At 58.2% G+C, this 21,349-nt stretch carries 15 protein-coding genes, 1 tRNA gene and 2 pseudogenes; 10 read left to right on the top strand and 8 right to left on the bottom strand.

Annotated elements, in window-relative coordinates; all coding sequences use genetic code 11:
- Window positions 1-6: 6 nt before the first annotated feature.
- The 4 genes and pseudogenes from QE432_RS21230 to QE432_RS21215 all read right to left on the bottom strand — a co-directional run bounded on the left by QE432_RS21230 (window position 7) and on the right by QE432_RS21215 (window position 6,838).
- On the bottom strand, window positions 7-3,825 hold the full coding sequence (locus QE432_RS21230; protein WP_013636294.1) for a vitamin B12-dependent ribonucleotide reductase: 3,819 nt from the start codon (window positions 3,823-3,825) through the stop codon (window positions 7-9).
- 677 nt (window positions 3,826-4,502) lie between these two features.
- Window positions 4,503-5,000, bottom strand: a complete 498-nt coding sequence (gene gpt / locus QE432_RS21225; RefSeq protein ID WP_003515641.1) for a xanthine phosphoribosyltransferase — start codon at window positions 4,998-5,000, stop codon at window positions 4,503-4,505.
- A 113-nt stretch (window positions 5,001-5,113) separates the two neighbouring features.
- Window positions 5,114-5,960: pseudogene (locus QE432_RS21220) on the bottom strand (universal stress protein).
- Window positions 5,961-6,046: 86 nt separating this feature from the next.
- Entirely contained in the window at window positions 6,047-6,838 is a 792-nt protein-coding gene (locus tag QE432_RS21215) for a competence/damage-inducible protein A (RefSeq protein WP_013636292.1), read from the bottom strand.
- Between the two features lie 277 nt (window positions 6,839-7,115).
- Here QE432_RS21215 and wrbA point away from each other — a divergent pair.
- Window positions 7,116-7,716 (top strand): annotated as a pseudogene (gene wrbA, locus QE432_RS21210) (NAD(P)H:quinone oxidoreductase type IV).
- Between the two features lie 509 nt (window positions 7,717-8,225).
- Here the strand turns inward: wrbA and QE432_RS21205 are convergent.
- Window positions 8,226-8,471 (bottom strand): DUF982 domain-containing protein, encoded by a 246-nt coding sequence (locus tag QE432_RS21205; RefSeq protein WP_003515635.1) that lies wholly within the window; start codon window positions 8,469-8,471, stop codon window positions 8,226-8,228.
- Window positions 8,472-8,554: 83 nt separating this feature from the next.
- Window positions 8,555-8,836 carry a hypothetical protein gene (locus QE432_RS21200; protein ID WP_113555765.1) on the bottom strand — a complete coding sequence of 94 codons (282 nt, stop codon included), beginning with the start codon at window positions 8,834-8,836 and terminating at the stop codon, window positions 8,555-8,557.
- 696 nt (window positions 8,837-9,532) lie between these two features.
- Between QE432_RS21200 and QE432_RS21195 the strand changes: the two genes are divergently transcribed.
- The 8 genes from QE432_RS21195 (at window position 9,533) to exoR (ending at window position 18,371) form a co-directional block, all read left to right on the top strand.
- A complete protein-coding gene (locus tag QE432_RS21195) occupies window positions 9,533-9,685 on the top strand; it encodes a DUF3309 family protein (protein ID WP_003515628.1) in 153 nt (50 codons plus the stop codon).
- Between the two features lie 241 nt (window positions 9,686-9,926).
- A tRNA-Cys gene (locus tag QE432_RS21190) sits at window positions 9,927-10,000 on the top strand.
- 246 nt (window positions 10,001-10,246) lie between these two features.
- Window positions 10,247-10,918 (top strand): protein-L-isoaspartate O-methyltransferase family protein, encoded by a 672-nt coding sequence (locus tag QE432_RS21185; RefSeq protein ID WP_003515626.1) that lies wholly within the window; start codon window positions 10,247-10,249, stop codon window positions 10,916-10,918.
- A 355-nt stretch (window positions 10,919-11,273) separates the two neighbouring features.
- Window positions 11,274-12,233, top strand: coding sequence for a cell division protein PopZ (gene popZ, locus QE432_RS21180; RefSeq protein WP_306625548.1), 960 nt, complete (start codon window positions 11,274-11,276; stop codon window positions 12,231-12,233).
- Window positions 12,234-12,427: 194 nt separating this feature from the next.
- On the top strand, window positions 12,428-15,271 hold the full coding sequence (locus QE432_RS21175; protein WP_306625546.1) for a valine--tRNA ligase: 2,844 nt from the start codon (window positions 12,428-12,430) through the stop codon (window positions 15,269-15,271).
- 449 nt (window positions 15,272-15,720) lie between these two features.
- Complete coding sequence (locus QE432_RS21170) at window positions 15,721-17,010, top strand: outer membrane protein transport protein (protein WP_003515621.1); 1,290 nt, start codon at window positions 15,721-15,723, stop codon at window positions 17,008-17,010.
- A gap of 271 nt (window positions 17,011-17,281) precedes the next feature.
- Window positions 17,282-17,590 carry a hypothetical protein gene (locus QE432_RS21165; RefSeq protein WP_233283652.1) on the top strand — a complete coding sequence of 103 codons (309 nt, stop codon included), beginning with the start codon at window positions 17,282-17,284 and terminating at the stop codon, window positions 17,588-17,590.
- On the top strand, window positions 17,577-18,371 hold the full coding sequence (gene exoR, locus QE432_RS21160; RefSeq protein WP_003515620.1) for an exopolysaccharide production regulator ExoR: 795 nt from the start codon (window positions 17,577-17,579) through the stop codon (window positions 18,369-18,371). Before QE432_RS21165 ends, exoR begins: the two co-directional genes overlap by 14 nt.
- Before the next feature lie 129 nt (window positions 18,372-18,500).
- Here the strand turns inward: exoR and xth are convergent, their stop codons facing one another.
- Window positions 18,501-19,298: an exodeoxyribonuclease III gene (xth, locus tag QE432_RS21155; protein WP_306625544.1), complete on the bottom strand. Its 798-nt coding sequence runs from the start codon at window positions 19,296-19,298 to the stop codon at window positions 18,501-18,503.
- A gap of 222 nt (window positions 19,299-19,520) precedes the next feature.
- Window positions 19,521-19,853, bottom strand: a complete 333-nt coding sequence (gene erpA, locus QE432_RS21150; protein ID WP_003515615.1) for an iron-sulfur cluster insertion protein ErpA — start codon at window positions 19,851-19,853, stop codon at window positions 19,521-19,523.
- 229 nt (window positions 19,854-20,082) lie between these two features.
- On the opposite strand from erpA, the gene QE432_RS21145 reads away from it, so the two are divergent.
- Window positions 20,083-21,300 carry a deoxyguanosinetriphosphate triphosphohydrolase gene (locus QE432_RS21145; RefSeq protein ID WP_306625541.1) on the top strand — a complete coding sequence of 406 codons (1,218 nt, stop codon included), beginning with the start codon at window positions 20,083-20,085 and terminating at the stop codon, window positions 21,298-21,300.
- Window positions 21,301-21,349: the final 49 nt, after the last annotated feature.

Below are 21,349 nucleotides of genomic sequence, written 5' to 3'. Positions count from 1 at the left end.
GATATCTTACGAGCAACCGCTCGTCGCACCGCAAGTATCGCACTTCTCGCAAGTGCCATTCCGCACCATCGTGAAGTTCTGGCATTCCGAGCACATGTTGCCGGTATAGCCTTGCGCGATCGAGCGCATGCGGCGTTCGTTTTCCTTCTTCTTGGCTTCCGCCTTGGCCGATGCCGCGTCGGCGGCGGCCTTGTCGGAGAAGAGGGCGGTGGCGGTCTGCTTGGCTTCCTGAACCACGTCGTCGATTACCTCTTCGGCAATCTCTTCCGCCAGTTCCTTGGCGCGTTCTTCATAATCGCGCTTGAAGGAGACGATTTCCGAGGTGGAGATCGCGACTGTCGGTTCCAGCTTGCGGGCTGCTGAGCCTGCAAAGGAAGTGACGTTGGCCGAGGCGCGGGCGGGCGCTGCCGTTGCCGAGCCCTTGGGTTCGGAAGCAGCACGTTCGCCTTCGTTGTTGGAAACCAGCGTCGGCTTGTAACCGCGCGTCCAGCCGGTGGAGAGCAGATTGGTCTTGCCTTCCTGGATACCCTTGCCGAGTGCGGTATTTGAGAAATCCGACGTATCGACATGAGCGAGGTCGTGGCGGCCGAGATAGGATACGGCGAGTTCGCGGAACACGTAGTCGAGGATCGACGTGGCGTTCTTGATCGCGTCGTTGCCCTGCACCATGCCGGCCGGCTCGAACTTGGTGAAGGTGAAGGCCTCCACATATTCTTCCAGCGGCACGCCATATTGCAGGCCAAGCGAAATGGCGATGGCGAAGTTGTTCATCATCGCACGGAAGGCAGCGCCTTCCTTGTGCATGTCGATGAAGATTTCGCCGATGCGGCCGTCACCGAATTCGCCGGTGCGCAGATAGACCTTGTGACCGCCGACCGTTGCCTTCTGGGTGTAACCCTGACGGCGGTTCGGCAGCTTTTCACGCTCGCGCGATACCCGCTCGATGACGCGCTCGACGATCTTTTCGGTGATCGTCACGGCCTGCTGGGCGAGCGGCTGCTGGATCAGTTCTTCAACGAAGTCTTCGTCGTCCTCATCTTCCACCAGCGAAGCGTTGAGCGGCTGGGAAAGCTTGGAGCCATCGCGGTAAAGGGCGTTGGCCTTGAGCGCCAGCTTCCAGGACAGCATGTAGGCCGCGCCGCAATCTTCCACGGTTGCATCATTCGGCATGTTGATCGTCTTGGAGATCGCACCCGAAATGAACGGCTGTGCTGCCGCCATCATGCGGATATGCGATTCGACCGATAGATAACGCTTGCCGATCTTGCCGCAGGGGTTGGCGCAATCGAATACGGCCAAGTGCTCGTTCTTGAGGAACGGTGCGCCTTCCAGTGTCATCGCACCGCAGACGTGCACATTGGCCGCTTCGATGTCCTTTTTGCTGAAGCCGAGGTGCTCCAGCAGGTTGAAGCTCATGTCGGACAACTGCTCATCGGAAACCTTGAGCGTGCCCTTGAGGAAATCGGCGCCCAGCGTCCACTGGTTGAAGACGAACTTGATGTCGAAGGCGCTTTTCAGCGCGCCGTTGACGGCTTCGATCTTCTCATCGGTGAAGCCCTTGGCCTTCAGCGACGAGGGATTGATGGCAGGTGCCTGGTTGAGATTGCCGTGGCCAACGGCATAGGCTTCGATTTCGGCGATCTGGCTTTCCGAATAACCGAGCGAACGCAGGGATTCCGGAACGGCGCGGTTGATGATCTTGAAGTAGCCGCCGCCGGCAAGCTTCTTGAATTTCACCAACGCGAAGTCCGGCTCGATGCCGGTCGTGTCGCAATCCATCACGAGGCCGATCGTACCTGTCGGCGCGATAACGGTGGTCTGGGCGTTGCGGTAGCCGTGCTTTTCGCCAAGCTCCAGCGCCTTGTCCCAGGCGGCCGTGGCGTGGGCGACAAGGTCCTGATCCGTGCAATCGGAATGGATGAGGGCAACCGGGTTCACCGACAGGCCTTCATAACCGTAGGAAAGGCCATGGGCGGCGCGGCGGTGGTTGCGGATGACGCGTAGCATGTTGTCGCGGTTCGGCGCAAAGCCCGGGAAGGGGCCAAGCTCGCCAGCCATTTCAGCCGAGGTGGCATAGGAAACGCCGGTCATGATGGCGGTCAGCGCACCGGCGATAGCGCGGCCTTCGTCGCTGTCATAGGGAATGCCCGAGGACATCAGCAGGCCGCCGATATTGGCGTAGCCGAGGCCGAGCGTGCGGTATTCGTAGGAGCGTTCGGCAATCTGGCGCGAGGGGAACTGCGCCATCATGACCGAGACTTCGAGAACGACGGTCCACAGGCGAACCGCATGTTCGTAATCGGCGATGTCGATGCGCTTCGTTGCCTGATCCTTGAACTGAAGCAGGTTCAGCGAAGCAAGGTTGCAGGCCGTGTCGTCGAGGAACATATATTCCGAGCACGGGTTGGAAGCGCGGATCGGGCCTTCGGCCGGCGAGGTGTGCCAGTCGTTCATGGTGGTGTTGAAGTGCAGGCCGGGGTCGGCCGATGCCCAGGCGGCGTGGGAGATCTTTTCCCAGAGGTCGCGGGCCTTCAGCGTCTTCATGACCTTGCCGTCCTTGCGGGCGGTCAGGTTCCAGTCACCGTCGTTTTCAACAGCGCGCAGGAAGTCATCCTTCAGCGATACGGAGTTGTTGGAATTCTGGCCTGAAACCGTGAGGTAGGCTTCGGAATCCCAATCCGTGTCGTAGGTTTTGAACTGGATGTCCTTGTAACCCTGCTGCGCGAACTGGATGACGCGCTTGACGTAGTTTTCCGGCACCATGTCCTTCTTGGCAGCGCGGATTTCGCGCTTCAGGGCAGGGTTCTTGGCCGGGTCGAAGCAATCGCCGTTATCTGCCTCGCAATTGACGCAGGCCTTCATGATTGCCTTGAGGTGCTTGGCAACGATCTTGGAACCGGTGACGAGAGCGGCAACCTTCTGCTCCTCGTTCACCTTCCAGTCGATATAGGCTTCAATATCGGGATGGTCGGCATCAACGACGACCATCTTGGCCGCACGGCGCGTGGTGCCGCCAGACTTGATTGCGCCGGCTGCCCGGTCGCCGATCTTGAGGAAGCTCATCAGGCCGGAGGACTTGCCGCCGCCGGAAAGCTTTTCGCCTTCGCCGCGCAGGTAGGAGAAGTTGGAGCCGGTGCCGGAACCGTATTTGAACAGGCGCGCTTCACGCACCCACAGGTCCATGATGCCGCCTTCGTTGACCAGATCGTCTTCGACAGACTGGATGAAGCAGGCATGCGGCTGCGGATGTTCGTAAGAGGACTTGGACTTGGTCAGCTTGCCGGTGAAGGGGTCGACGTAGAAGTGGCCCTGGCCCGGGCCGTCGATGCCATAGGCCCAGTGCAGGCCGGTGTTGAACCACTGCGGGCTGTTGGGGGCTACACGCTGGGTCGCCAGCATATAGGCAAGCTCGTCGCGGAAGGCGAGTGCGTCTTCCTCGGTGGAGAAATATTTGCCCTTCCAGCCCCAGTAGGTCCAGGTGCCGGCCAGGCGGTCGAAAACCTGACGCGCATCGGTTTCGGAGCCATAACGCTCACCCTCGGGGAGGTCCTTCATGGCCTTCTCATCGGCAACCGAACGCCACAGGAAGGAAGGAACATCGTTTTCCTCAACCTTCTTAAGCACCTTCGGCACGCCGGCCTTGCGGAAATATTTCTGCGCCAGAACGTCGGTCGCGACCTGGCTGAACTGCGCGGGAACGTCGATATCCGCCAGACGGAACACGATGGAACCGTCCGGGTTCTTGATTTCACTGACGGCCTTGCGGAATTCGATTTCCGCATAAGACGATTGGCCGGGCTTCGTGAAGCGGCGTTCGATGCGCATGGTTTCGTGTCCTCGTCCATTGGGCGCCCGGCAAAGGGCGCAAAAATTCGTTCCAGCCGTGCGAACTATGCGCGCAGCCGGTTGTTGCCGATCTGTAAGGGATGTTCATCCTTGGATGTGATCCCTGTATCTCGTGGCTTATTCGGCTGCAAGAGTCATGTGAGTACTAAATATAGTATCAACAGCTTCCTACCGCCAGTCCCCGCGTCATGTTTTTGGCGGTATCCGCAAGGCACGCAAAATCCACCGGCGAACCGCCCCCTGATGGTCGGGACGCCCCTTCTGGACTTGCGAACTGAGATTGAAAGGAACCGGCCTCGTTACTTTCCGGTCCGTTGCCGCCGCAACATAACTGTCACTTTCCTCCTGCGTCATAGATTCGTCAAGCCATAGATTGAAACCGTTTTTTAACCACAAGATATTGTGTGCAGTGCCTGTGGAAAACGGGGATAGCAAAAGCGTTCAAAAAAATCAGTGACTTGGCGTGAGACTTTGAAGCTTGCGCGAGGCTGGTTTCCGCAGCGGAAAGCGAAAACCCCGCATTTCCGGGGTGCGGCATAAAGGCGACACTGCGGTTTTTCCGTGTTTTTTTGCCGTTAACAAAAAAGCATTTCCACACAAAAAAACCGCCCCGAAGGGACGGCTTTTCAGGCATGGTTTTGGGTTGCGACAGGCGATCAGCCGCGCGATCCCTTGGCGATCGGTTCCTGATAGGTGAAGCCCATGTCCCAGGGAAAATAAATCCAGGTGTCCTGGCTGACCTCGGTGACAAAGGTGTCAATGGTCGGCACGCCCTTCGGCTTGGCGTAAACGCAGGCAAAATGCGCCTTCGGCAACATTTCGCGCACTTCCAGTGCGGTCTTGCCGGTGTCGGTCAGATCGTCAACGACGAGCACGCCTTCGCCGCCGTCGGACATCAGTTCCGGCGCCACGCCCTTCAGGAGAACCGTGTCGCCCTGGTTGACGTAATCGTGGCGGGTGGCGATGCAGACCGTATCGATCAGGCGGATGTTCAGCTCGCGGGAAATGATCGCTGCCGGCACGAGACCGCCGCGGGTGATACAGACGATCGCCCGGAACTCCCGGCCAAGGCCGGCAAGACGCCACGCAAGCGCGCGGGCGTCGCGGTGAAACTGATCCCAGGTTACGGGAAAGGCTTTATCGGGAAGGGACATGTCGTCTACCATCTGGTCAAAATTGTCGATGGCTTTGGCTAATAGCCGCAAGACCTGCAAAAAGGCAAGCATTGCGCGCAGGCTCTTGCGGCTTCATCCACGGCTACCGGTGTTTAACGCGACAAAAGCGTCATCGCCGTCATGGAATCGAGCAGCGTGCGCGTCACGCCGCCGAACAGCAGTTCCCACCCAGCGGGAATGGCCGTAGGCGCCCATGACCAGAAGGTCGATGCTGTGGTCTGACAGCCGGTTTTCGATGGCCGCCTGCGGCGAGATGCCGGCGATTTTTTCCTGCGAGGTTACCGTGACGTTGACGCCGTGGCGGGCGAGTGTTGCGGCCAGTTCGGTTCCGGCAAGTCCAGACGATTGCGTTTCGCTCTCGGCCTGATCGACGGAGAAGATCTCGACGCTCTCGGCTGCAATCAGGAAGGGCAGGGCATCGAAGGTGGCGCGTGTTGCCTCGCGGGAGCCGTTCCAGGCGATCAGTACACGCTTGACCGGTTTGGCAACCGTCAGCACATGCGGAACGAGAAGAACAGGGCGGCCGCTTTCATGGAGAAAGCCGTCTATATCCGAGCGGCTGTCGGAGAGTGCGGAGGAGTTGCTCTGGCGGGCGACGATGAGATCGGCGCAGCGCGCGCTATCGATTGCCGATGACGAGGCGTAACCCACCGAGGTTACAAAGCTTCGCCACTCATGCGAGATGCCATTGGCAGACAGCGTGTGTTCGAAGAGGTTTCCAACATCCGTGGTTTCCTTGTGCGCCACGTCCTGAAGCACCTGAACGGTAGCGGGGTCGGGAATTTCCATCGGCGCGACGAGCGGAACGGCGGCCAGCGTTTCCATGTGCAGGCCAATCACATGCGAGGAAAACTGGTTGGCAAGACTTACCACGAAATCGCCGAGCTTTTGCGTGTTCTCCACATTGTCGATCACTGCCAGTATCGTTTTGTAACCCATTTTTTAGCTCCTCGGTGACGCGTCGTTTTTGGGAGAGTGGCTGCCTTTGCCGGGTGCCACCTTGATTTTGGTCAATCCGCTTCGTCTCAGGCGGTTGCATCGCCCTTGCTGGCCGACAGTGTTTTTTCCTGACCAATGGTTTCGATCATCGTCGCCACTGCATCCGCCGCCGCTTTCAGGACGGTGGCATCACGGGCGCGCACGACGATCTCCGTCGAAAAGCGTTGTCCGTCATATTTCGGGTAGGAGCCGATGCTGGTTTCCGGGTGCGCTTTCTGGATTGCGGTCAGCGGCGTGCCGATGTCACCTTCGCCATAGGGAGAGCGCACCGACTGCGACATAACTTTCGCGCCGGTGCGCAGCGTTGGCATGACATTGTCCAGCATGGCCTGAAACACCTGCGGAACGCCGGCCATGACGTGGACGTTGCCGATGACGAAGCCGGGGGCGACCGAGACGGGATTGGCGATGTGGCTTGCCCCCCTTGGCATGCGGGCCATGCGCTTGCGCGCTTCGGTGAATTCCATCTCGCGCACACGGTACATGTCACCCAATATCCGCAAAGCCTCGGCATCGTGCTCGCAGGGCAGGCCGAAAGCCACGGATACCGCATCAGCGGTGATGTCGTCATGGGTCGGGCCGATGCCGCCGGAGGTGAAGACATAATCATAGCGGGCGCGCAGCGCATTCAGCGCCTCGACGATTGCGTGCTCCTCGTCGGCGACGATGCGCACTTCCTTCAGGTCTATTCCGGACATGGTGAGCACATCCGCGAGGTGCCCGATATTCTTGTCCTTGGTGCGTCCCGACAGCAATTCGTCGCCGATGGCGAGCATGGCGGCGGTCACGACGGATGGGGTGGGTGAGGGATTGGACATGGGGGTACTCGTCAGCTGTTTTGTCCGACGTTAGTCCGCCGCCCGGTGAATGCAAAGCGGTTTTGAAAAAATGTCTATCTGTGAAAGGTTGACGTTCCGGCGTTTCGTTCACTGATTGCGAACAGTGCGTATGCGGATGCACCGCTGGTGTGGGACCGGCCTCTGGGCTACCTTTGCATCACATGCTTGTAACTGGTCACCACTAATGATCATCGCGTTCTTAAAAAGGCTTCTGGCTGGTACGCCTGAGACGATTAACCCTAAGGATACAAAGAAAATGACAAAAGTTCTTGTGCTTTATTATTCATCTTACGGCCATATCGAGACGATGGCATATGCCGTTGCCGAAGGCGTGAAGTCTGCCGGCGCGGAAGTTGTCGTCAAGCGCGTTCCGGAACTGGTTCCTGAGGAAGTCGCCAAATCCTCGCACTTCAAGCTCGATCAGGCTGCTCCCATCGCGACTGTTGACGAACTGGCAGAATACGATGCCATCATCGTCGGCGCCGGCACCCGCTTCGGCACGGTTGCCTCACAGATGCGCAATTTCTGGGACCAGACCGGCGGTCTGTGGTTTGGCGGCAAGCTTGTCGGCAAGGTCGGCTCGGCCTTCACGTCGTCGGCCACGCAGCACGGCGGTCAGGAATCGACCATCCTTGGTTTCCTCCCCACCTTCCTGCACCACGGCATGGCCGTTGTCGGTCTGCCCTATGCTTTCCAGGGCCAGATGGGCGTCGATGAAATCAAGGGCGGCTCGCCTTATGGCGCCTCCACCATCACCGATGGCGACGGCTCGCGTCAGCCTTCTGCTATCGAACTGGAAGCAGCACGCTATCAGGGCGCACATGTCGCCACAGCTGGCCGCCAAGCTTTCCGCTTGAGCCTGCATTGCTGGAAAAAGAAATGCGGCCCGAAAGGCCGCATTTTCTTACCCCGGCATCTAACGTCGCCGGTACCGCAGGGAATGATTTTTAAGGCGGGTCAGATCGGCAGGTTGACCATGAAAAGGCAGCTTGCAATCACGACGCCGAGCATGGAAATTTCGAGAAAACCATTCAATCCGTCACGCATTTCAATCCTCCTTGTTGATCGAAGAGAGAACGGAAAAGATTTATCGCGGTTCCATAACAGCAGAATGAAATTTAGGAAATTTTAATGCCCTGCCGCTCCGCCACAATACGGAGTGGACATCGGTGCTTCAGCCGGTAACGACGAAGGCGACCACGAGGTGGCCGAGAAGGCCGATGGCGAGGCAGGAGAGGAGAAATATGAACAGGGCTTTTTTCATGTTTCCAGAAGCTTCCATCTGATTTAACCCTTTAAACCTGTTGTCCTGACTTGTTTCGCCTCAGGACGCCATTTTAATTCTCGACCATGGGTCTTGATGCCGTCAGGCCTTGATGTCGAGACCAGCCTCGATTGCGGCAGCGATGAAGGCCTTGCGCGCATCCTCCGGCTTTTTCCTGCCGGCATCGACGGCGGCGCAGACCAGCAACGCCGCGTCCAACGCATCGCCATCCTCTATCGGCCAATCCTCGATCATGGCCCAGGACGCCGCCTGCGTGGTCTCGATGCTCGTATAGTCGCCCGGCGTTTCGAACGCGATCAGGACGGGTTTTTGCCAGCGCGTGTTCATCGCTCATCCGTGTTGGTTATCGTGCCCGGCTCTAAACCAAGCGGGCAGAATGCGCAATTGGTTTCGGTTGGCTTGCGGTGCGGTCAGTCGTCGCGTCCGAACAGCCAATCGCGAATGATGCGGCGGTCTATGAGTTCGAGCGAGCGATCGGGCGCAATGCGATAGGTTTCCACCGCCCTCGTGCTGCCGTCGATGCGGAACTCGTGGCTGAAGGTACTGCCGATCGGCGATTTCGTCAGCTTGGTGCGCGGCTGGCCCTTATAGGTGATGCTGCCGGGGATCGGTTCGACATAAGCGGCCGGGCCTGTGGTCGTGCAGCCCGCAAGCGTAAGCGCGATTGCGGCCAATGATACGAGCGTTTTCATCCTGTCCTCCGAAGTGCGTCTGCGAAAACGATATGGAGGCGCAACGGTTCCCCGCGAGTGATAAAGGGCAGAGCTATTCGCACCTGCTACTTGCGTCTCGGATTTTGAGTGTCGCGCGCGACCCAGCGGAAGAAAGCGTAGACGAGCAGGCCGAAGATGAAAAGCGGGATGAGGTTCGCAAAACCGGACATATGATTCTCATTTCTCCCTCCCGATCCGGGGTCTAACCGGAGAGAAAGAGGCAAGGCAAGCGTGGCGTGCAGCGCCGCAGGTAAAATGTCCGTGTGCCTGTTTGGGGAACGGTTTGCGTGCGGCGGGAAGATCGCCGGAGAAGAAGGAAACAGGTGAGACCTGGCGCACTGCCAGTGATACCAGGTCTCCCAGTCCCCCGCCAGTTTCAGGGAACGGGTGACTTGATTTAGTATGACGAACGGCATGCGATATACATAGACCGAGAAATTACCTCGAATAAATCGCTACCTTGGTCGATCACCCCGGGGCCTGGGCGTGGTGCGTAGCTAATTGCTGCCGCCATGCGCGCACGACCCGCCGCGTTGTCCGCAAATGCCGTTTAACCCGTTGAATCGGCTGGAGATGCATTCTCGGCCCACGCCATAAGCGGATGAAGTAAACGGAACTTTTTGCGTGTTTGATCATTAAATACAGCGCATACCTATTATTCATGGAGGGCTAAACATGATCGGCACCATTCTCGTTATCCTCATCATTCTTTTCCTGATCGGTGCTTTGCCAAGCTGGGGTTACCACAATTACGGTTATGGTCCCTCGGGTGGCCTCGGACTGGTTCTGGTCATCGTCCTCGTTCTTGTTCTGCTGGGTCGCATCTGATCGATCCGCATTGAAGATGCAGCGACTGCCCGCACCCGCGCAAAAGCGCCGGTTGCGGGCATTGTTTCTTCTGGAATATGAGTGAGATACAAAAAATGACGGAATCCGAAGGGCTTAGGACGTGGACTATTGCCCTTTGTCCATCGGATCGGAAAAAACAGCACATTCGGAACGAACCCTCTTGCGCGCATAATGGATTCGTTCTAAATGCCCGCCATCGCTCGAATTCATGAGCGTGTGAGGCCTCGTGGCGGAGTGGTGACGCAGAGGACTGCAAATCCTTGTACCCCGGTTCAATTCCGGGCGAGGCCTCCAAAAATTTCACCGAATAAAACCTGTTTTTTTGAACCTTTGGCTAACATTGCGGTCATCGGCTGCCCTTGCCGTTCTAAAAAATCCCGGCCATTTCGCTTTTTCCAGCACTTAGGGCTCACCGCGCTTGAAAGCGCAGGCTTGGGCAATTATGAGATTGTTTAAAGGCGAGGGGAGACCCGCGCCGTTTTGAGCTTTTTGGGGCCGAGGCTTCCCGACCGGCATCCGCGAAATTGAGGCGATAACGATATGATGGATTTCGAAACCGCACGCGCCAATATGGTCGACAGCCAGTTGCGCACGACCGACGTGACGTCGCATTCTGTGCTGAAGGCGTTTTTGAGCGTGCCGCGCGAAGCTTTCGTGCCGGCGGGTGTGCGGCAGATTGCCTATGTGGACGAGGATCTGCAGATCTGTCCCGCCCGGGATGGTCGCCCGGCCCGTTACGTCATGAAGGCCTCGCCGCTGGCGAAGCTTTTGCAGCTTGCGGCGGTGACCAAGGAAGACGTGGTGCTGGAAGTCGGTGGCGGCGCCGGTTATACCGCGGCCATCCTGTCCCAGCTCGCCGGTTCGGTGGTTTCGCTCGAATGCGACGAAACGCTGGCGGCAGAGGCGACTGAGACGCTGGCCTCGCTCGGATATGACAATGTTGCTGTTGTCACCGGCGATCTCGAAAAGGGTTATGCGGGCGAAGCACCCTATGACCTGATCTTCATCAACGGCTCTGTCGAGGAAGTGCCGGCGGCACTGACCGACCAGCTGCGCGATGGCGGACGTCTGGTCGTCGTTGTCGGATACGGTAACGCTGCCAAGGCAACCGTTTACCGTCGCGATGGCAACAGCACCTCGGCTGCAACCTCTTTCAACGCGTCGATCAAGCCTTTGCCCGGTTTTGCCAAGGCGGCCGAATTCGTTTTCTGATCTTTAAAAGCGATCATTGTTTTGGACGCCGGGGCGGACTTTCCGCCCCGGCGTTTATTTTTGCGGGTGCCGCACCGGCAGACCCGCTTCGCCCACCCAATTGCCCAAAAAAACCATTCTCACAAAGCTGTGCATCACGGCGAAACTTGTCGAATCAGTGATTTAGTTCCTGACTATGCTGCCCTAGACTAAGGGTGATTCGGGGTGTGCGTATTTCTACCCCTTTTCAGGCCATCGGCCCGAAAACCGGAAGCGATTTTCGACAGGAACGGTGTGCAGATTTAAAATTTTGGAGCGTCCTTTGGGCGTCCGTATGGACGCAAGGCGGTCTAGAGAGTGGAAACCGGGGATTGATATGGCTCAGCCAAGCGTAGCGCGTGAACCGTCCATGGAAGAGATTTTGGCGTCCATACGCCGGATCATCGAAAGCAACGAGACCGGGCCTACCGGTGCGTTTTCCGGGCAGTTGCCGCCTGTCTATGACGACGAAGACGATGGCGCAGGCGAAGCGTCCTTCGTGACGGAGGCCATCAGCCCGCCGGCGCGCGTTCCCCCCGCCGCAAACCAGGCATTTGGCGCAAGGCCGGTGCAGGATTTTTCCGCGGCCTCCGAAAAGCAGACACCAGAACAGCAGGAAATCTCGGCCGAGAAAAGCATGTCGCTTGCCGATGTCGCCGCGCGCGTTCGCGCTGCCGCCGACCGCAACGCTGCCATGGGGCCGCAGGCATTTGCTGCCCAGGCGCAGCGTGAGCCCGCGCAGGCGGCCCCGGCCGCTCATTCCTCCAGCGTACCGCAGCCTTCGGCTGCGCAACAGGTTGAACGCCCTGCGCCGCAGCGCCCGACGGATGTGCGGCCGCTGCTGGCGGCCGCTGCCGCGAGCACCAGTGAACAGCCGGCAGCTTTTGCCGCCGAGGATCGTGCTGCTGCTGCCGCTGTCGAGAGCGCAGCTTTCGAGAACCGCTTCGACCAGCTGACGCTGCGAGGTGCCATCGACACGCCTGTAGCCCAGGATCATTTCGAGATTTCGGTGCAGGAACCTGCTGTCCAGATGCCGTCATTCGATCTGGCCGAACCCAAGGAAGAGGGCGGTTTGTCGCTCAACCTCATTTCCGAGGCTGCCGGTGCGCAGATCGCCCGTTCCTTCAGCGAACTTGCGGAAATTTTCGATGGCGTCGAACGACGCTCGATCGAGGATATGGCCGCCGAAATGCTGCGTCCGATGCTGCAGGACTGGCTGGAAGACAATCTGCCGACCCTGGTGGAGCGTCTCGTGCGTGAGGAAATCGAACGTGTGGCGCGCGGCTCGCGCCGCTAGGCTCTGTTCGTCCGCATCTTGTAACATGCGCAAGATAATGAAACAGAGGCCGCTCCGGCACCGGGGCGGCTTTTTTGTTGAAGATGAAGGCGCTATGGGGTCATAGTCGCTGACGGGTCGGTTTCTGTTGACTCTCGACCATCCATCCTTATTTAAAAAAATCCACACAAGAACTCTAAAATTCAGGTCAGGAAATGCTCGAAAAGACCTACGATTCCGCATCCGTCGAACCGAAAATCGCCAAAGCCTGGGACGAGGCGAACGCTTTTCGTGCCGGCGCCAACGCCAAACCGGGCGCGGAAACCTTCACAATCGTCATCCCGCCGCCGAATGTCACCGGCTCCCTGCATATGGGCCATGCGCTCAACAACACGCTTCAGGACATATTGGTCCGCTTCGAGCGCATGCGCGGCAAGGACGTGTTGTGGCAGCCGGGCATGGACCATGCGGGCATCGCCACGCAGATGGTCGTCGAGCGCAAGCTGATGGAACAGCAGCTTCCGGGCCGCCGCGAAATGGGCCGTGAGGCCTTCGTGGACAAGGTCTGGGAATGGAAAGCCGAATCCGGCGGTTTGATCTTCAACCAGCTGAAGCGCCTCGGTGCGTCGTGCGACTGGTCGCGTGAGCGCTTCACCATGGATGAGGGTCTGTCCGAGGCCGTTCTCGAGGTGTTCGTCACCCTTTACAAGCAGAACCTGATCTACAAGGACAAGCGCCTCGTCAACTGGGACCCGAAGCTGCAGACCGCGATTTCCGACATGGAAGTCGAACAGCTGGAAGTGAAGGGCAACCTTTGGCACTTCCGTTATCCGCTGGAAAAGGGTGTGAGCTATCAGCACCCGATCGCATTTGACGAGGAGGGCAAGCCCACCGAGTTCGAAACGCGCGATTACATCGTTGTTGCTACCACGCGGCCAGAGACCATGCTCGGCGATACCGGTGTTGCGGTGAACCCGGAAGACGAGCGTTACAAGGGCATCATTGGCAAGCATGTCATCCTGCCGATCGTTGGCCGCAAGATCCCGATCGTTGCCGATGACTATGCCGATCCGACGGCCGGAACTGGCGCCGTGAAGATCACGCCTGCGCACGACTTCAACGATTTCGAGGTCGGCAAGCGTTGCGGTCTGCGCGCCATCAACGTCATGAATATCGATGGGACGATCTCCATCAAGGAAAACGAGGATTTCCTCGAGGGCCTCAATCATCCGGCGGCGCTGCACGGCGCATGGGACCGCCTGGAAGGACAGGATCGTTTCTTCGCCCGCAAGGTCATCGTCGAAATCTTCGAGGAAGCCGGCCTGCTCGACAAGATCGAGCCGCACAAGCACGTCGTGCCGCATGGCGACCGTGGCGGCGTGCCGATCGAGCCGCGCCTCACCGACCAGTGGTGGGTGGACAACAAGACGCTGGCTCAGCCGGCCATTGCCTCGGTTCGCGAAGGCCGCACCAATTTCGTGCCTAAGAACTGGGAAAACACCTATTTTCAGTGGATGGAGAACATCCAGCCCTGGTGTATCTCGCGGCAATTGTGGTGGGGACACCAGATTCCGGCATGGTACGGCCCTGACGGGCAGGTCTTCGTTGAAAAGACCGAGGAAGAGGCGCTTCAGGCCGCTATCCAGCATTATATTGCCCATGAAGGTCCGTGGAAGGCCTGGGTCGAGGAGAAGCTTGAAAACTTCAAGCCGGGTGAGATCCTGACCCGTGACGAAGACGTTCTCGATACTTGGTTCTCATCGGCGCTGTGGCCGTTCTCGACGCTCGGCTGGCCGGAAAAGACGCCGGAACTGGCGCGCTATTATCCGACCAACGTGCTTGTCACCGGTTTCGACATCATCCCGTTCTGGGTCGTCCGCATGATGCAGATGGGTCTGCATTTCATGAAGGACGATGCCGGCAATCCGGTCGAGCCGTTCAGCACCGTCTACATCCACGCGCTGGTTCGCGACAAGAACGGCCAGAAGATGTCCAAGTCCAAGGGCAACGTCATCGATCCCCTGGAACTGATCGACGAATACGGTGCGGATGCGCTGCGCTTCACGCTCGCCATCATGGCGGCGCAGGGTCGTGATGTGAAACTCGATCCGGCACGTATCGCCGGTTATCGCAACTTCGGCACGAAGCTCTGGAACGCCACGCGTTTTGCCGAAATGAACGGCGTAAAGCGCGATCCGCATTTCCTGGCCGAAACCGCATCGCTGACGATCAACCGGTGGATCCTGACCGAGCTTGCCAACACCGCGCGCGATGTGACGGCGGCTCTTGAGAACTTCCGGTTCAACGATGCATCCGGCATCCTCTACCGTTTCGTCTGGAACCAGTTCTGCGACTGGTACCTGGAACTGCTCAAGCCCGTGTTCGGTGGCGAGGATGAGGCGGCAAAGGCGGAATCGCAGGCCTGCGCGGCCTATGTTCTGGATGAGATCTACAAGCTCCTGCATCCCTTCATGCCTTTCATGACGGAAGAGCTGTGGGCGCATACGGCGGGCGAGGGCGAGGAGCGGGCTGATCTTCTCTGCCTTACCGACTGGCCGACTCCGGAATTCCGCGACGATGCGGCGGCTGCGGAAATCAACTGGCTGATCGATCTGGTTTCGGGCATCCGCTCGACGCGTGCCGAGATGAACGTGCCGCCGGGCGCCACCGCATCGCTGGTGGTGGTGGGTGCCAATACCTCGACAGAAGCGCGGCTGGACCGCCATGCAGCCGCCATCCGGCGCCTGGCGCGTGCCGATGAAATCCGTGGTGCCGATGTGGCGCCAAAAGGTTCCGCGCAGATCATCATCGGTGAGGCCACCGTCTGCCTGCCGCTCGGCAACCTCGTCGATCTCGCGGCCGAAAAGGCCCGTCTCGAAAAGGCGATCGGCAAGGTGGATGCGGAAATGGAACGCATAGACAAGAAGCTGTCGAACGAAAAATTCGTGGCCAATGCCGATCCGGAGGTTGTGGCCGCCGAGCGCGACCGCAAGGCGGAGCTGGAAGTTCAGCTGACAAGTCTTCGAACCGCCCTGCAGCGGGTCAGCGAAGCAGGATAAGGTTCCTGTTGCGTGTAAAATCAAAACGCCCCGTGAAAACGGGGCGTTTTGCGTTCTGTCAGGGCCGGCTCAATTCATTGCTGCGTTGCAATGGCGAATCATGCACTGCGTGACAGCGCGATTATTTCTGCCGCGAGGCGCACAAAACCGCGCGGGAAGACGAAAAAGATCAATAAAAACGGCCTGATAAGCGATTTTCTTCGGAAACGTCCAACTGTGGTTATTTGGCGACATTTCCGGTGCGGATTGGGAGTTTGTTTCGTTTTGTGTCGTTTTTTCCAATTGGATTAGAATAATAGCCTAAAATGATTATGTAAGATGCCAAACATCAAAAACTTACGTAAAAAAATGGCCATCCGGTGGCAACCGCGCCGCGCCACGGCAGATTGTCATTTGCCGCAAAGCATTTCACTCTCTCAATGATCACATTGCCTTGATTGGGGAGAGAGATGGCAAAAACTGCATTTTTTCGCGGCGCAGTATGTTTCGTAGCCAGCATCGCGGCGGTCACGCCTTCACTGGCGGGCGGCCTCGAGCGCGGTGGCTACAATATCGACCTGCTGTTCGACCCGTCCGACTATGTTCTCGACAGTTCCGCTACATTCGTTGCGCCACAGCGCAAGGTTGAGAATGCGCGTGACAATCCGCTGAAGAGCGGTCCGCTGCCTGCGACTTGGTCAAGGAGCGCAGATGACTCTGAAAACTTCTGGTCGACCCGCATCGGCGCCAAGGCGGCAATAGGCGATTTCGGCGACTGCATGTTCGATTATTCGCAGCCTTGGGGCGCGCACCTCAATCCGGGCATCTGGCAGGGATCGAGCTACAATATCGAAACCAAGGTAAAGTCGCACAATTACGCCACCACCTGCCGTGTGAAGTTTGATCTTGGCAAGGGCGACTTCTCGATTATTGGCGGCGGCTTTTACCAGGAGATCAGCGGTTATAAATACCGTCAGGTTCTTGGCCCAGCTGTTCTTGGCCTCAATCCGGCCTGGTCCAGCTTCAGCGGCGTCGGCAAACTTGAGATGGAAGGGGACGGTTGGGGTTGGCGCGCCGGCGTTGCCTACGAAATCCCCGAGGTCGCCTTCCGGGCGAGCCTTGTTTATAACAGCGCCGTCGATCATGACCTGACCGGTTTCGCCGACGTCAGAGGAGTTCCGCAGACGCCGCCGTCCATCTCTCCGACGCTGGCGAAATACGGCGGCAAGCTGGTGCCGATCTATGGCTCCGTTTCGATGCCAGACAGCATCGAACTCAAGGTGCAATCCGGCATAGCTCCGGACTGGCTGGCTTTCGGTTCAGTGAAGTGGACTGACTGGAGCCAGATTCAGGTCATTCCTTTCTGCGCGGTAGGGACGTCCCCCTGCGTTCCGAGCGGCGCTGACACGCTGAACACTCTAGACCTGTTTTATCGTGATGGCTGGACGATTTCCGGCGGCGTTGGTCACAAGTTCAACGAGCAGTGGAGCGGTGCTGTGAGCCTGACCTGGGATCGCGGTACATCGACTGTTATCGGCACCCAGACCGACACCTGGACGCTGGGCACGCAGATCGTCTACTCGCCGAACAAGAATATCGAGTTCAAGGTTGCCGGTGCTCTCGGCCTCCTGACCTCCGGTAGCTCATCCATCAACGGTGGACCTTGCGGTGCGGGCTTCACCTGCGGCAACGAGGCGGGCTACGACTTCGGCAACGATCTCGTGGCTGCGATCTCTACGGGCGTCAAGGTCAAATTCTGACACCATTCGCCACACCTGAACGAAAAGAAAGGTCCGGTTTACCAACCGGACCTTTTTTCATTCCCGACTATGATTCCTGCTCGATAAAAATTTCTAGCCCGAAAGTTTTGTGACGATTTGGCAACACTTTTCTGCAAGCGTGGTGCCGCGTTGGAATGTGGGCATATCTGTCCATTTCCCCCGCCACAAACAAGGTGCTTGGCTTCTGTTTATGGACGCGGGGATGGAAGAACATGCAGGCGTTTGATGTGGGCCTGCGGAGTTGCGAAGAGTGAAAACGGGTTTGGATTCAGGGTTTAAGCAAGTAATACGGGAATTTGATCCGGGTTTCTTGTTTGGCGCTGACCGGCAGGCGGTCAAACGCCGTTATATTGCCGGAAATTATGCCTATATCTGTCTCACTGAAAATTTGGAGCAATTACCGCATATGACCACCGGCAGTGCGCTGGAAAGTGCTGCCGGAAAGACGCAGTGTGTTCGAAAAATCGCGACCCGGCGGGGTTCAGCTTTGCAGTATTCCGCAAGTATTGGCTATATGCCGGGAAGAGTGAGAGAAGTTCGCCTAAATGCTGAAATGTGAAGCACATGTTCTAAAGCCGCTCATCATGAGCCTTTTGCTTGCGTCGCTCGCAATGCCGGTGCTGGCTTTTGACATCAATGCAGGCGTTACCAAGGAATCCGGGCCCTTCGACCTGTTCAAGTTCGGCTTCAAGGCCTACAAGAACGGTAACAAGGACGAAGCCGTCGAGGCCTATCGCTATGCGGCCGAAAAGGGCCATACCGGCTCGCGCTGGGCGCTTGCCAATATGTATGCCTTCGGCGATGGCGTTGCCAAGAACGACTTCGAAGCTTTCAAGATCTACAGCGAAATTGCCAGCCAGGGCGTCGAGCCGGGCTCCGAGGATACCGGCTTCTTCGTCAACGCGCTGCTTTCTCTTGCCGATTATTACCGCCACGGCATTCCCGGCACTCCGGTAAAGATGGACCTGTCGCAGGCCCGCCAGCTCTATTTTCAGGTGGCTTCCACCTTTGGCGTGGCTGAGGCCCAGTTCCGTCTGGCGGAAATGATCCTTGCGGGTGAGGGCGGCCGGGCGGATGTGCAGCAGGCCAAGAAGTGGCTCAATCAGGCACGCAAGCACGGCCATGCCGGCGCCATGTCGATTTTCGGTAATCTGCTTTTCCAGGAAGGCCAGACGACGCAGGGACTCGCCTTCATGACGGCCGCGCTCGACAAGTGCACGGCGGTGGATTGCACCTGGATCCAGACCCTTCAGGAACAGGCTTTTTCGCTCGCGGGTGAAAACGATCGCCGCGCGGCCATCGCGCTGGCGCAGAACATGCAGATCGACGATCCGAACTGACAATTATGTCTATTGTGGCTGAGGCGACTTAGAGCACGTCCTGTTTAAACGGAATCGTTTGACGTGCTCTAACTCTTTGTTTCGGCGTACTTTTACCGGAAATTCTCTAACTCGCCCGGCGAGCGCCGTTCAATTGATCGGCGTAAAATTGAAATAACCGCAGACCGGTACGTGGTCGGACGGTTTTTCCCAGGCCCGCACATGTTTTTCGATGCTCACCGATTCCAGCCTGTCGGCCGCTTCCGCCGACAGCATGAGGTGGTCGATGCGGATGCCGTTATTCTTCGGCCATGCGCCAGCCTGATAATCCCAGAAGGAATAAAGTCCGGGTTCATCCGTCGTAGCGCGTGCGGCATCGGTAAAGCCGCGATTTTCCAGCCTGCGGAATGCCGAGCGCGTCTTGGGCAGGAACAGCGCATCGCCAGCCCAGACCCGCGGATCGTGGCAATCGAAGGGTTCGGGGATGACGTTGTAGTCACCCGCCAGAATAAGCGGCTCCTCAAGCGCAAGGCGATCTTCGGCAAAGCGGCGTAGCCGCTCCATCCATGCGAGCTTGTAGGGATATTTGACCGGATCGTCAGGCGGATTGCCGTTCGGCAGGTAGAGCGAGCAGACCCGGATCGCACCGCCATCAACGGAGAACACGCCCTCGATGAAGCGCGCCTGTTCATCGGCATCGTCGCCCGGCAGGCCGCGATTGATCTCGTCGGGCTTCATCTTCGACAGAAGGGCGACGCCGTTGAAGCCCTTCTGGCCATGGGTCTCGACGTGATAGCCGAGCGCTTCCAGCTCAAGGCGGGGAAAGCCTTCGTCAACCGACTTGATTTCCTGAAGGCAAACGATGTCGGGCGATGAATCCTTCAACCACTGGCAGAGGTTTTCGATACGCGCCTTGACGCCGTTGATGTTCCAGGTGGCAATCTTCATCGGAGTTTCCCTTTTGTGAGGTTACTTTTACCCGATGCAAAAGCGATTGCCACCGTTTTTGGAAACGGCTGGTGAGGATGTGGTGGATAGAAGCCGGGGCAGGGTAGATCAACAGCTATGGATGCACCGCAGCTCCCCAAACCCTCATTCCTGTGACGAGCGCAGGAACGAGGGCGGAGAGAAAGGCGTGAATGATCTCAAGCTTGGCGCTTGATATCACCATCAAATAGAAAAGCTGGTGCCGCAGCCGCAACTTGCGACCGCGTTCGGGTTCTTGATCTGGAAGGACTGGCCGAGCAGATTGTCGACGAAGTCGATTTCAGAGCCGGCCATATAGACAACCGACAGGCTGTCGATCAGCACCTTGGCGTCTCCGCGCGCAATCACGATGTCGTCATCGGCGGGGTCTTCCGCCAGATCGAACTTGTAGGAGAAGCCCGAGCAGCCGCCGCCTTCCACCGAAACGCGCAGAGCCTGCTTGCCCGCATCCGCTGCGACGATCTGGGCGATTCGCTTCGCTGCGGCTTCCGAAAGTGTAATGTCGCTGTTTTCCATGTCGTTCCTCGTGCCGGGGTCAAGAACCGGAGAGCAATAGATTTGTCGCCACCATTATAAACCAGTCAAATAAACGGTCTATAGCGATGTCCGCAACGGCCTTTGCCGCGATGATGCTTTGCGCTGACCTTTGCGATAGGTATGAAGGGTGGATGAAAAGGTCAATGGTCAAAGGCCATGGACTTCGGGTCAAATGAAGTCCCGGCCAGAGAACAGTACAGGTGGATGAATGATTATAGACCAGCGCGCATTGGGTTTCGGAAGTGGCGAGAGGGCGGTTTTCGCCTCTGATCCATGGACCACGCGCGGGCGTCTTTTTGCCGAGGAGGGGAGCCTGACGCGCTCGGAGTTCCAGCGCGACCGGGACCGCATCGTCCACACCACGGCCTTTCGCCGGCTTAAACACAAGACGCAGGTTTTCATCAGCCCTGACGGCGACCATTACCGCACCCGGCTCACCCACACGATTGAGGTTGCGCAGATTGCCCGCGCACTCGCACGTGCTCTGAAGCTGGACGAGGATCTGGCCGAGGGCGTGGCTCTGGTGCATGATTTCGGCCACACGCCGTTCGGCCATACCGGAGAGGATGCGCTGGATGCGGTGTTGTTGCCCTATGGCGGCTTCGATCACAACGCGCAGTCGCTGCGCATCGTCACCAAGCTAGAGCGCCGCTACGCCGAATATGACGGCATCAACCTGACATGGGAGACGCTGGAGGGGCTGGTGAAGCACAATGGCCCGCTGGTCAATGCCGAGGGCGAGGGCGTGAAGGGCCCGGTTCCGCTGCCCATCCTCGAATATTGCGAGCTGCAGGATCTGGAAATCGGCAGCTATGCCAGCCTTGAGGCACAGATGGCGGCTATTGCCGACGACATCGCCTATAATACCCATGATATCGATGACGGCCTGCGTGCCGGTTATCTGAGCTTCGAGATGCTGGAAGAGGTGCCTTTCCTCAGCAAGCTGATGGCTGAGGTACGTGCGAAATATCCCGTGCTCGACAAGGAACGCTTCGCCAATGAAATCATGCGCCGCCAGATCACCCATATGGTCGAGGATGTAATCGGGGTCGCGCAGCAGAATCTTTCCCGGCTGAAACCGAAGAGTGCGGCCGATATCCGCGCCGCTGATTTTACCGTCGCGACTTTCTCGCCGGAAATGGCTGAAACCGACAGGCAGATCAAGAAACTGCTGTTTGCCCATATCTACCGGCATCCGGAAATCATGCGCATCCGCGCCGGCGCTACGCGGATCGTTACCGACCTTTTCCACCGTTATATGGAAGTGCCGGCAGAGATGCAGAGTCACTACTGGGTGGACAGCATTTCCGGTATGAGCAAGGCCGCAAAAGCCCGCCATGTGGGGGATTATCTGGCCGGTATGACCGACAGTTATGCACTGCGCGCCCACCAGCGGCTGTTTGACCACACCCCCGATTTGCGATAGGGCAGCGGGCGATCGCGAAGCCAACCCGGTTATGATGGCCGGACATGAA

The organism is Agrobacterium sp. SORGH_AS_0745 (genome assembly GCF_030818995.1).
GTDB lineage: Bacteria > Pseudomonadota > Alphaproteobacteria > Rhizobiales > Rhizobiaceae > Agrobacterium > Agrobacterium tumefaciens.
The sequence above is the reverse complement of the archived record's forward strand: the minus strand, read 5'-3'. Positions and strand labels throughout refer to the sequence as shown.

Excerpts from the sequence above, each read along its gene's own strand:
- QE432_RS21230 (WP_013636294.1), bottom strand. The coding sequence starts at position 3,825 with ATGCGCATCGAACGCCGCTTCACGAAGCCCGGCCAATCGTCTTATGCG.
- gpt (WP_003515641.1), bottom strand. The coding sequence starts at position 5,000 with ATGTCCCTTCCCGATAAAGCCTTTCCCGTAACCTGGGATCAGTTTCAC.
- QE432_RS21215 (WP_013636292.1), bottom strand. The coding sequence starts at position 6,838 with ATGTCCAATCCCTCACCCACCCCATCCGTCGTGACCGCCGCCATGCTC.
- QE432_RS21205 (WP_003515635.1), bottom strand. The coding sequence starts at position 8,471 with ATGAACACGCGCTGGCAAAAACCCGTCCTGATCGCGTTCGAAACGCCG.
- QE432_RS21200 (WP_113555765.1), bottom strand. The coding sequence starts at position 8,836 with ATGAAAACGCTCGTATCATTGGCCGCAATCGCGCTTACGCTTGCGGGC.
- QE432_RS21195 (WP_003515628.1), top strand. The coding sequence starts at position 9,533 with ATGATCGGCACCATTCTCGTTATCCTCATCATTCTTTTCCTGATCGGT.
- QE432_RS21185 (WP_003515626.1), top strand. The coding sequence starts at position 10,247 with ATGATGGATTTCGAAACCGCACGCGCCAATATGGTCGACAGCCAGTTG.
- popZ (WP_306625548.1), top strand. The coding sequence starts at position 11,274 with ATGGCTCAGCCAAGCGTAGCGCGTGAACCGTCCATGGAAGAGATTTTG.
- QE432_RS21175 (WP_306625546.1), top strand. The coding sequence starts at position 12,428 with ATGCTCGAAAAGACCTACGATTCCGCATCCGTCGAACCGAAAATCGCC.
- QE432_RS21170 (WP_003515621.1), top strand. The coding sequence starts at position 15,721 with ATGGCAAAAACTGCATTTTTTCGCGGCGCAGTATGTTTCGTAGCCAGC.
- exoR (WP_003515620.1), top strand. The coding sequence starts at position 17,577 with ATGCTGAAATGTGAAGCACATGTTCTAAAGCCGCTCATCATGAGCCTT.
- xth (WP_306625544.1), bottom strand. The coding sequence starts at position 19,298 with ATGAAGATTGCCACCTGGAACATCAACGGCGTCAAGGCGCGTATCGAA.
- erpA (WP_003515615.1), bottom strand. The coding sequence starts at position 19,853 with ATGGAAAACAGCGACATTACACTTTCGGAAGCCGCAGCGAAGCGAATC.
- QE432_RS21145 (WP_306625541.1), top strand. The coding sequence starts at position 20,083 with ATGATTATAGACCAGCGCGCATTGGGTTTCGGAAGTGGCGAGAGGGCG.